Genomic DNA, 10,254 nt, shown 5'->3' with positions numbered 1-10,254 from the left:
CACGCGCGGCGCCACTCGTGCCCGGCTCCGGAACCCGGCACGGGCCGGTGGCCCAGCTGCTCATCGCCTGGTCACCGCTGAGCGTCATCCTCGTGGCGTACTGGCTGGCCCAGTGGGTCACGAAGCCGTTGGGCGCCGGTGACGGCCAGCTGACCAACCGCCTCGGCGCACCGCTGCACGTGCTCGGGCCGGCACGCGCCGATGACGCGATCTTCGGCGCGGTGCCGAGCGTGTGTCTCCAGTCCCGGCTCGTCGACGGCACCACCCACTGGTGGGACGCCGTCGCGGCAGTCGTCTACGTCACCCACTTCCTCGTCATCCCGCTCCTCACGGCCTTGGCGTGGTTCCGGCTGCGCGATCGTTTCGGCGAGTGGCTCGCAGCCGTGCTGACGATGTCGGTGGTGGGAGTCATCGGCTACGTCGCCTACCCGGCGGCTCCCCCGTGGCTGGCGTCGGAGCGTGGCGACATCGGGGAGGTCGACCGCATCTCCGGGGCCGGGTGGGGGCACCTGGGTCTCGACTGGGTGACGTCGGTCGTCGACCTCGGCCAGGGGGCCAGCAACCCGGTGGCCGCCATGCCGTCGCTGCACGCGGGGGCCGCGCTCCTGACCGCGCTGTTCCTGTGGTCGTCGACGGGACCGCGGCTGCGAGCAGTCCTCGTGGCCTATGCGGCTGCGATGGCCCTGACCCTCGTCTACACGGGCGAGCACTACGTCGTCGACGTCCTGGCGGGATGGCTCGTGGCCGGGGCGGGGATGTTCGCCGCAGGACTCGCCAGGTCCGCTCGCCCACGCGCCGGAGACCGTCGACGGACCGCTGAGGTCCCACCAGCACGAGACGCTCGGAGGAGCCCATGACCACCACGACCGACCGGCAGCCCGAGCTGGTGGTCCTCCTCGACGAGGAGGGACGTCCCACGGGCACCGCGGACAAGGCCCGTGTCCACCACCAGGACACCCCACTGCACCTCGCCTTCTCCTGCTACCTCTTCGACGAGCGCGGCAACGTCCTCGTCACCCAGCGAGCGATCGGCAAGCGGACCTTCCCGGGCGTGTGGACCAACAGCTGCTGCGGCCACCCCGGGCCCGGTGAACCGATGGAGGCGGCCGTACGACGCCGCGTCGAGCAGGAGCTGGGAGTCACACCACGCGACCTCAAGCTGGTGCTGCCACGCTTCCGCTACCGCGCAGAGCAGGCCGGGGTCGTGGAGAACGAGATGTGCCCGGTCTTCGTCGCGACGGTCGACGAGTCGCTGGCGCCGGACCCCTCGGAGGTCGAGGCCACCGTGTGGGAACCGTGGCGCGACTTCCGCGAGTCGGTGATCAGCGGAGGCCGCGAGGTCTCGACCTGGTGCCGTCTGCAGGTCGAGCAGATGCCGCGGGAGCCGCTGGAAGCCGCCCCGGCCCCACCGACAGACCTCCCCCTCGCCGCGCAGGGAGTCGTGACGTGAGAAGGGTCGTCGGCCGTCGCGGCCTGCTGTGACCCGATCCCTGCGCCCACCCCACACCGCATCCCGAAGGACGTGAGCCCCCATGCGTCCAGCACTCCTGAACCACGACGACGTGGTCACCTCCGCCGTCGCGGCGATCGTCCGCGCGGCACCCCACCTCGAGCTCGTCGACCTCCTCGCCCGCGACGCACGCCCCGTCGACCTGGTGCTCCTCGATCCCGCCATGGCTCCGGACGACGAACCTGCGCACCTCACGCGTCTGCTGGCCGACCCCCAGGTCCGGAAGGTCGCCGTGCTGACGAGCTCGTTCGACCCCAGGACCGCCGACGAGTACTTCGCCCGCGGCCATGCCGGCTACCTCTCGGCCGACCTGTCCGCCCACGACCTCGTCACCGCGCTCCGCGCCATCGGCGCCGGGGGCCGCGTGCTCGGCCCCGATGACAGCCCCCTCCAGGAGTGGCCGGGTCAGGTGCACGGGCTCACCGAGCGCGAGTCCGACGTGATGACCCGCCTCGCCGCCGGCCACAGCAACGGAGAGATCGCCACCGAGCTCGACCTCAGCGTGAGCTCGGTCAAGTCCGCCATCCGCGCCGCCTACCGCACCGTCGGTGTCGAGAGCCGCGCCAGGGCCGTGCTGTGGGCGCTCACCCACGGACTCACGACGCTCGCCCGCACCGTGGTCCGGCCCCACCGGTCGAGCAGCGGCTCCCAGGCGATCGAGAGCCACCCGCGCGAGGACCCGCTCAGCCACGACGACTCCTCGCACTGAGCAGGTGGACCCATCGGGGTGTGGGCCACGGTGACCGGCACCGCCTAGCGTCGGCGACCACATGACCGCCATCCCACGCCGAGAGCACGACCCCCTGCGGATCTGTCTCGTGGCCAACTGCCGGTTCCCGATCGTCGAGCCGTTCACGGGCGGTCTGGAGTCGATGACGTGGCACCTCGCGCGCGAGCTCGTCCGCCGGGGTCACGAGGTCTCGCTGTTCGCGGCGCCGGGCTCGGACCCGTCCCTCGGCGTCATCGAGCTCGAGGTCGACTCCGTCCCTGCGCAGTCCGGTCGCCAGGACATCGACGTACCGGCCGCGGTGGAGGTCGCCGAGCACCATGCCTACCTCTCGCTGATGCTCGACCTGGCCAGTGCCGGTGACGGATTCGACGTCATGCACAACAACAGCCTCCACTACCTCCCGGTGGCGATGGCACGCACGTTGCCGATGCCCATGGTGACGACCCTGCACACTCCCCCCTTCCCGTGGCTCGAGTCGGCGATCCGGCTGGATCGAGGTGCCAGCTCCTTCGCTGCCGTGTCACAGCACACCGCCGACACCTGGGCGGCGGTCACCGACACCACCTACGTCCCCAACGGCATCGACGTCGACCGCTGGACCGCCGGTCCGGGCAGCAGCACGGCCGTGTGGTCCGGACGCCTGGTCGCGGAGAAGGCCCCGCACCACGCCGTGCTGGCCGCGCGACGCGCCGGGGTCCCCCTGGTGCTCGCGGGGCCGATCCTGGACATGGGCTACTACCGCGAGCTCGTCGAGCCGCTCCTCGGGGCAGAAGCGACCTACGCGGGCCACCTCGACCAGGCCGACCTGGCCGACCTCGTGGGCGCGTCGTCGGTGGCCCTCGTCACTCCCGTGTGGGACGAGCCCTACGGGCTGGTCGCGGCCGAAGCACTCGCGTGCGGTACGCCGGTCGCCGCCTACGCGCGCGGCGGACTTCCCGAGGTGATCGCACCGGGCACGGGGCGCCTCGCCCTCCCGGGCGACGTCGACGACCTCGCGCGTGCGATCACCGAGGCGATCTCGCTGGACCGGGCCACGTGCCGCGCACACGCCGTCGCCTCCCTCAGCCTGGGTGCGATGGTCGACCGCTACGAAGACCTCTACGCACGCATGCAGGACCGCAGGCTGGCCGCCTGACCGGCACCTGCCGGGTCCGCCGGACGACCCCGCCCTGTCGTGGTCGGGGGCCACTGTCGGTGGGCGAGGCTAGGTTCGGTCCCAACGCGCGCCCTTGATTCCCGCCTCGCGTCTTCCAGCTCGCACACGCCCAGGAGGACCGATCCGGATCATGCGCATCGCACTGCTCAACCACGACGACATCGTCGACTCAGGCATCGCCGCCATCCTCAGCCGGGACGCGGTTGACATCGAGCTCGTGGCACTCCGCTCGAAGAGCCACCAAGCGGTCGACCTGGTGCTCGTCGACCCCGCCAACAGACCGGACGACGAGCCGGCGCGGCTGACGCGCCTCCTGGCCGACCCGCAGGTGCGCCGCGTCGCGGTGTTGACCGGGTCGTTCGAGCCGTGGACCGCCGGGGCGTTCTTCGCCCGCGGGTACGCCGGCTACGTGAGCACCGCACTACCGCGTGGCGACCTGCTCGAGGCGCTTCTCGCCATCCACGGCGGCAGGCGCGTCATCGCTCCCGACGACGTCCGGGCGGAGGACTGGCCGGGTCAGGGCTTCGGGCTCACCGAGCGCGAGTCGGACGTGCTGACCCTGATCGCTGCCGGCCTGAGCAACCACGAGATCGCCGCTCGCTGCCACCTCAGCATCAACTCGGTGAAGTCCTACATCCGTGGCGCCTACCGCGTCATCGACGTCGACAGCCGCACCAGGGCCGTGCTGTGGGCCATGACCCACGGCCTCCACGCACCCATCGGCTCACGTCTGGACGCACAGCCCGGCTGAGGGATCACCGTCGCCGCGTGAGGACGGCGGTGTCCTTGGCGCACCGTGCCACGATGGCGACACCCCGCTACACCTCGAGTGCGCGAGCCGGTCCGAGCAGGTCTCGGCTACGGCCGCGTAGGGGCCCGGCCAGGCGGCACGCCCCCTTCGCTACAGCCTGGTCGGGCTCGCTCGGCTCAGGGAGGCGCGTCGGAGTGCTGTCGCCGTTGCCCGACGGTCGATGATGTACCCCATGACCCATGGAGTCTCCTTCGCCGCGGACGCGGACGGCCGACGCAGCACCACCCGCGCAGGTCGCAGCATCGTCGCCGACGCGCTCCGCCCCGTCGACCCCGCCGGCGCCCTGGGCGCCGAGCAGGAGACGGCCTGGCGCAGCGGCTACGTGCTGCACTTCCGGCGGCTCGTGGAGGCGGGGATCGCCGACCCACAGGCGTGGCTCGCGATCGCCGACGCGGGTCTCGACGCCGTACGCCGGACCATGGTCGTCGTCGACAGCGCGGGGACGGAGCGCCCACTCGAGTCGCTCGACACGGCCCCCGCGTCACGGACCCTCACGACCCTCGAGGTGGTCGGCGAGTCGGCGCCGGTCACCCATCTGGAGATTCCCTACCGGGGTCGCGCCCTACGAGGCGCAGACCTGCTGGGCCAGCTCGACGAGTGGGTCGACCGCGGTGTCCTCGAACCCTCCGCGGCTGACGCTCTCCGCGACGTGAGCGACCACCCCGAGTGGCTGAGCCTCGACGGCAGGACCGTCGCCGTCCTGGGCGCAGGCGCCGAGATGGGGCCGCTCGCAGCCCTGCTGCGATGGGGCGCCACGGTCGCCGCCGTCGACCTGCCGCGCCCGGCCGTGTGGGAGCGCGTGCAACGCACGGCGCGGACCGGCGCCGGCCGGTTGCTCGTGCCGGTGGACTCCTCGAGCCCTGGGATGCAGGGCGTGGACCTGCTCGCCGAGGTCCCGGACGTGTCCGACTGGCTGGCCGGCCTCGACGGACGCCTGGTCCTGGGCAACTACCTCTACGCCGACGGCGGCACGCACGTCCGCGTCGCGGCCGCGGCCGACCTGCTCGCGAGGCGCCTGACCACCGCCCGGCCCGACACGGCACTGGCGTTCCTGGCGACCCCGACCGACGCCTTCGCCGTCCCCCGCGAGGCCGTGGAGCACTCGACCCGCGCCTACCGGGAGCGCTCCGGCGGCGCCAAGCTGGTCGGCCGTCCGCTGCGCTGGGCGACGCGCGGTCGCTTGCTGCACCGGGCCTACCCACCTCTGGCCGACCCCGGCATCAGCGACAGCATCGTGCCTGTCCAAGGACCCAACTACGTGCTGGCCAAACGGATCCAGCGCTGGCGCGCCACGGCAGCTCGGCGCGACGGACAGACCGTGTCCTTCCACGTCGCACCCTCGACCCGGACCCGTTCGGTGGTCAAGAACCGCGCCCTGGCCGCGGCCTTCGCCGGCGCCCACCGGTTCGGCGTCGAGATCTTCGAACCCGACACCGCCAACACCCTGATGGCCGCCCTGCTCGTCCACGACCTCAGCACCGAGCGAGCGCCGGTGACCCACCCGTGGCAGGACGAGGCGTACGCCGCCGTGCACGGCGGTCTGTGGCGCGCGGCCTACGAGCCCCGCAGTGCGCTCGGTCTCGCTGCCGCACTTGGCTACGCGAGCGTTCGCTCCTAGCCCGGAGGCCACACCCGGTCTAGGTCATCCTGAAGATCGGCCATCCGATCTCGGTGCGCCAGGTGGACGGGTCGGGGTCGTCGGCAGGCCCGACGAGGTAGGTCTCCCGGACCGGGCCTGCCACCGCGAGCGCGTTGGCGACGACCCACGACCCGAGCTCGCCATAGGTGATGTCGGCGTCGTCGTGCGGCCCGGTGTGGGTCGCTATGGCCAGTTCCACCGGCGGCAGGGTCACCGGCCGCACCCTCCCGCGACGCGGCGGGTCAGTGGCCGGTACGTGCAGCAGGGCGTGGCCCCGTCCGACTTCGAAGAGGGCGTTGTCGTAGACCCCTCCCGGGGGCCCGGTCGGGGCGTCGGTCGCGGCGTTGAGCTCAGCCAGGGCTCCCGCGAACCACGCAGCCATCGAGTCGCTGTCGACGTCGTCCTCGATCGCGGCCACCGTCGCCTCGGGCACCGCTCTCAGCTCGACGCTCAGGGGTACCGGGTCGGGATCGAGGAGTCGACGCAGGGACACGACCGCAGCCCGGGTCCGGTCCAGCTCGACCTCGAGGCGCGCCAGGTGGTCCGACACGAGCGCGGCACGGCGGTCGGGGTCGGCCGACTCGATGATGCGGCGGACGTCCGCGAGGGGAACGTCCAGCTCGCGGAGCCGGTGGATCACCTGCGCCGTCGGGATCTGGTGCCCGTCGTAGGACCGGTAGCCCGTGGTTCGGTCGACCGCAGCCGGAACGAGCAACCCTGCTTCGTGGTAGCGGCGCAGCGTCTTCACGCTCAGGTGCGTCAGGCGCGAGAACTCACCGATGGCCAGCATGGCGTCAGTGTGCACCCTCCCCCCGGGGGAGACTCACGCGCTTGACCCTGCCGCTCGGGGACGCAGCACCGTGGGTGCCACGAGCTCGCCACCGAGCTCGACGACCCACCCGCCACGTGGCGCGCGTCCAGCACGACCACCAGTGAGAGGAACACGCACGATGAACGACAAGACCCCCTTCGCGTGGGACCGGCTTCCCGAGGTCGTGGCGAGCTACCTGCGCGCCCACGTCGCCCAGGACTTCGCCACGGCGGTGACCTACCTCGCGGAGGACGTCACCGTCCTCGACAACGGCGAGGTGCTCCAGGGCAGGCAGGAGACCTTCGAGCTCTTCGACAAGTCGGCGCAGGACTACGACGTCGAGACCACCCTCGACTCCATCTCGAGGCCGGCGCACGACCGGTGGGAGGTCGGCACCCACCTCTCGGGCAACTTCCCCGGCGGTGAGGTCGACCTGCGCATGATCTTCACCCTCGTCGACGACGTGATCCAGAAGCTAGACATCACCGTCTGACCCGGCTCGGACCACCCCATCGACATCTCGAGGAGAAACGTCATGTCCATGTCAGGTCGAGACCGCCTCGACGGTCGGCGCGCACTCGTCACAGGCGGGTCCAAGGGCGCCGGCAAGGCCGTGGTGGAGCGGATGCGCGAGATGGGCGCGGACGTGTGGACCACCGCACGAACGATGCCGGACGGCTACGACCGTCCCGACCGCTTCATCGCCGCCGACACCTCCACCCCGGCCGGTGTGCAGGACGTCGCGGGCGTCCTGTCCGAGCACGGCGCGCTCGACATCCTGGTGCACGTGGTCGGTGGCTCGTCGACTTCCCCCGGCGGGTTCGCTGCAGCGAGCGAGAAGGACTGGCTCCGCGAGCTGAACCTCAACCTCCTCGGTGCGGTCCGCCTGGACCGCGCCCTCCTGCCGTCGATGGTCGAGGCCGGCTCGGGTGTGGTCGTCCACGTCACCTCCATCCAGCGTCAGATGCCTCTGCACGACGCGACGCTGCCGTACGCGTCGGCGAAGGCGGCGTTGCGCACCTACAGCAAGGGCTCGCCAACGAGCTGGCGCCGAAGGGCGTGCGCGTCAACGCGGTCAGCCCCGGCGGCATCCGGACCGGGGCGTACGAGGACTTCGTCGACCTTCTCGCCGAGGGCAACGAGGTGACGCGGGACGAGGCCGAGCAGACGATCTTCGACTCCCTCGGCGGAGTTCCGCTCGGGAGATTCGCGAGCACGCAGGAGGTCGCGGACCTCATCGGCTTCCTGGTCTCGGACCGGGCCAGCTCGATCGCCGGCGCCGAGTACGTCATCGACGGCGGGACCGTCCCCACGATCTGAGCAGGTGCGCCAGGCGGCGCGACTCCGACCTGCTGAGGGGGATCCGGTTCGAGCGGCTCGAACCGACCTACCCGATGTCCGGAAGCCTGCGCGTGCTGACGATCTCGTCGGCGATGACCGCGAGCTTGCGGTTGGTGTGCGACGAGACCCGGCGCAGGTAGTCGAACGCCTGCTCCGCGCTCATCTGCAGTCGCTCCATCAAGATCCCCTCCGCGCGTCCGATGGTCAGCCGGCTGTCGAGCGCCTGCCCCATCTGCGTGACCTCGCGCCCGGACCGCATCCCGATCGCCAGGTGCGCAGCGAGCGTCTCGGCCACCACGACGTCGTCGGAGTCAAAGCTCTTCCCGGCATCGGCATAGAGGCTCAAGCAGCCGAACGAGTCCCGAGCGGTGTACACCAGCAGCGACATCATCGACCCCACACCCAGCTCGGCATGTACTCGTACCGCCCACGCCGGATAACGACGTTCCTGGGTGAGGTCGGGACAGATCAGCGTGACCTGGTCGCGGGCGACGTCCCGGCAGGGACCCTCCCCCAGCTCCTGCTGCAGCTCATTGGCCCGCAACACGGTGTCGTCGCTACCGACCCGCGTCACCAGCGCGCCCACCTCGTTCACCGTGAAGCCCGCGTGGTCGCAACCTCGAACAAGCTGGACTGCTGCGTCGACGGCGAGCTGCAGACGGTCCTGCTCATCCCTCGCCGACCACATCGCGTCCGACAGCTTGCTGAACTCGCCCACGCCGGTGTTGGTGGTGGTCACTGTGCTCTCCCCCCGTCATCCCCGGTCCGGCCGCCGGGAGGTCCTGTTGTGCGCCCGGGGCCAGGGGAATCAGCTCATGCTCCCCTTCCCGGCTGGCGAGGGCAATGCCCGGTCGCGCCCACCGCTCAGGACCGGTCGCGCCTGATGACCTTGTGGGTCCCGTCGCACCACGGCAACCGGCTGGACTTGGCGCACCGGCACAGAGCCACCACGGGTCGATCGACCACGTGCACCGTCCCCTCCTCGTCCTCGATCGAGGTCGCGCCCCGCACGAGCATCGGACCATGTGGCTCGAGCACCACGTCGGGGTGAGGGAAGTCGCGCTCGGTCACGCCTCGACACCCCACTGCTGGAGAAGGGCTGCTGCGAACCTTGCCTCGAGGTCGAGGCAGGTGAAGGCACCGAAGAGGATGTCCTCGACCGACGCCGGCTCGTCGGCCGCGAGGGACCCGCAGATCTCGCGCGCGGCAAGGATCTCGTGGATCGCGTCGGCTTCGACGTGCTCGTCGAAGTAGCCCACCATCGCGCCGGTCAGCCCGAGGCGCTCCAGTCCCTGGACCATCTTCCGGGCGGGGAGGGAGCTGGTCATCTCGAACGCAGCCAGGTGACCCATCGCCGCGCCCCGGAGCCGCCGGACCAGGCCGAACATCGACAGCGCGTTGTTGAGCTCGAGAGTCTCCGGGAGCGCGTCGTCGACGTAGGCGCCGTACTCCGAGCGGAGCCCCACGTCGATCATCCCGCGCGCGAACAGGTGTGCGTGCATCCGGTTGGGATCGCCGTCGCCGTACTCGTCGTACTGCAGCTGGACGAGGGCGGCCTTGGAGCGTGTCGGTAGGCGGGGTATCACCCAGGTGGTGGGATCCGCCTCCTTGAGCTGGTAGATCGAACGCTGTCGCAGCAGCTCGCGCACCTCCTCCACGTCCGCGCGCCGGCGCACGTGGTCGGCGAGCGAAGGGCCGTCATCGTCGGCAACCATCGACTGCAACGCTGCGGGCACGCCCGCGGGCTCGACACCGGAGGGAGTCGACCACCTCTCGCGCAGACGCCGCTCGAGCGCCACCTCGAGCCGACGGCGTACGACGATGACCTCGACGACCTCCTCGGCGTCGTCGACGGCATCCTCGAAGCCGCGGTAGGACAGCTCGTGCAGTGTCCACAGTGCGAGGCACTCGTCGTCGAACGACCCCGCCTCGGGTGCTGCGGTCCCGACAGGGCGATCGGCGGTCTCGCGCAGCTGCGTGACCACCCAGTCGCTCAACGGGCCGCGCGGCTTGGGCATCCTCACGATCGGGTCACCTTCTTCACCTCGGCGGCCTTCTTGTCGTGGAACGTGCGGTGGACCCTCGTAGCTGCCCTCATGACCATCCTTGTCGTGTCGCTCCATCCGTCGCGAGCAGCCGCGCGCTCGACCGGCCCGCGCGCGAGGCGCCCGAGGTCGACGGCGATGGGCATGACAACCACGGCTGCTCCTGGTGGAGGAAGGTCGCTCGCCGTGGTCTCGAAGAGCTGCACTCGAG

The 10,254-nt window shown here is 71.2% G+C and carries 12 protein-coding genes and 1 pseudogene; 8 read left to right on the top strand and 5 right to left on the bottom strand.

Annotated features, from left to right (window positions below):
• The first annotated feature begins 17 nt into the window (after positions 1-17).
• The 6 genes from EUA93_RS16145 (at position 18) to EUA93_RS16120 (ending at position 5,825) form a co-directional block, all read left to right on the top strand.
• Positions 18-857, top strand: coding sequence for a phosphatase PAP2 family protein (locus EUA93_RS16145; RefSeq protein WP_165355195.1), 840 nt, complete (start codon positions 18-20; stop codon positions 855-857).
• Positions 854-1,450 (top strand): isopentenyl-diphosphate Delta-isomerase, encoded by a 597-nt coding sequence (gene idi, locus EUA93_RS16140; protein ID WP_129401351.1) that lies wholly within the window; start codon positions 854-856, stop codon positions 1,448-1,450. The genes EUA93_RS16145 and idi overlap by 4 nt, the downstream gene beginning before the upstream one ends.
• Before the next feature lie 82 nt (positions 1,451-1,532).
• Positions 1,533-2,219: a LuxR C-terminal-related transcriptional regulator gene (locus EUA93_RS16135; protein ID WP_129401350.1), complete on the top strand. Its 687-nt coding sequence runs from the start codon at positions 1,533-1,535 to the stop codon at positions 2,217-2,219.
• A gap of 61 nt (positions 2,220-2,280) precedes the next feature.
• On the top strand, positions 2,281-3,375 hold the full coding sequence (locus tag EUA93_RS16130; RefSeq protein WP_129401349.1) for a glycosyltransferase family 4 protein: 1,095 nt from the start codon (positions 2,281-2,283) through the stop codon (positions 3,373-3,375).
• 151 nt (positions 3,376-3,526) lie between these two features.
• On the top strand, positions 3,527-4,147 hold the full coding sequence (locus EUA93_RS16125) for a helix-turn-helix transcriptional regulator (RefSeq protein ID WP_207208800.1): 621 nt from the start codon (positions 3,527-3,529) through the stop codon (positions 4,145-4,147).
• A 232-nt stretch (positions 4,148-4,379) separates the two neighbouring features.
• Entirely contained in the window at positions 4,380-5,825 is a 1,446-nt protein-coding gene (locus EUA93_RS16120; RefSeq protein ID WP_129401348.1) for a hypothetical protein, read from the top strand.
• Positions 5,826-5,844: 19 nt separating this feature from the next.
• Here the strand turns inward: EUA93_RS16120 and EUA93_RS16115 are convergent, their stop codons facing one another.
• Positions 5,845-6,636, bottom strand: coding sequence for a MerR family transcriptional regulator (locus EUA93_RS16115; RefSeq protein ID WP_129401347.1), 792 nt, complete (start codon positions 6,634-6,636; stop codon positions 5,845-5,847).
• A gap of 160 nt (positions 6,637-6,796) precedes the next feature.
• Here EUA93_RS16115 and EUA93_RS16110 point away from each other — a divergent pair, with 160 nt between their 5' ends.
• Together EUA93_RS16110 and EUA93_RS16105 are read left to right on the top strand one after the other, a co-directional pair.
• Positions 6,797-7,150, top strand: a complete 354-nt coding sequence (locus EUA93_RS16110; protein WP_129401346.1) for a nuclear transport factor 2 family protein — start codon at positions 6,797-6,799, stop codon at positions 7,148-7,150.
• 42 nt (positions 7,151-7,192) lie between these two features.
• A pseudogene (locus EUA93_RS16105) lies at positions 7,193-7,977 on the top strand (SDR family oxidoreductase).
• A 67-nt stretch (positions 7,978-8,044) separates the two neighbouring features.
• On the opposite strand, the gene EUA93_RS16100 reads toward EUA93_RS16105, so the two are convergent.
• The 4 genes from EUA93_RS16100 to EUA93_RS16085 form a co-directional block, all read right to left on the bottom strand.
• A complete protein-coding gene (locus tag EUA93_RS16100; protein WP_129401345.1) occupies positions 8,045-8,737 on the bottom strand; it encodes a GAF and ANTAR domain-containing protein in 693 nt (230 codons plus the stop codon).
• 125 nt (positions 8,738-8,862) lie between these two features.
• Positions 8,863-9,015 carry a CDGSH iron-sulfur domain-containing protein gene (locus EUA93_RS16095; RefSeq protein ID WP_129401771.1) on the bottom strand — a complete coding sequence of 51 codons (153 nt, stop codon included), beginning with the start codon at positions 9,013-9,015 and terminating at the stop codon, positions 8,863-8,865.
• A 50-nt stretch (positions 9,016-9,065) separates the two neighbouring features.
• The gene (locus EUA93_RS16090; protein ID WP_242497505.1) at positions 9,066-10,016 is read right to left on the bottom strand and encodes an iron-containing redox enzyme family protein; all 951 of its coding nucleotides are present in this window, start codon (positions 10,014-10,016) and stop codon (positions 9,066-9,068) included.
• 2 nt (positions 10,017-10,018) lie between these two features.
• The gene (locus tag EUA93_RS16085) at positions 10,019-10,249 is read right to left on the bottom strand and encodes a hypothetical protein (protein ID WP_129401343.1); all 231 of its coding nucleotides are present in this window, start codon (positions 10,247-10,249) and stop codon (positions 10,019-10,021) included.
• Positions 10,250-10,254 lie beyond the last annotated feature (5 nt).

The organism is Nocardioides oleivorans, assembly GCF_004137255.1.
GTDB lineage: Bacteria > Actinomycetota > Actinomycetes > Propionibacteriales > Nocardioidaceae > Nocardioides > Nocardioides oleivorans.
This window is presented reverse-complemented; position numbering and strand designations above follow the sequence as displayed.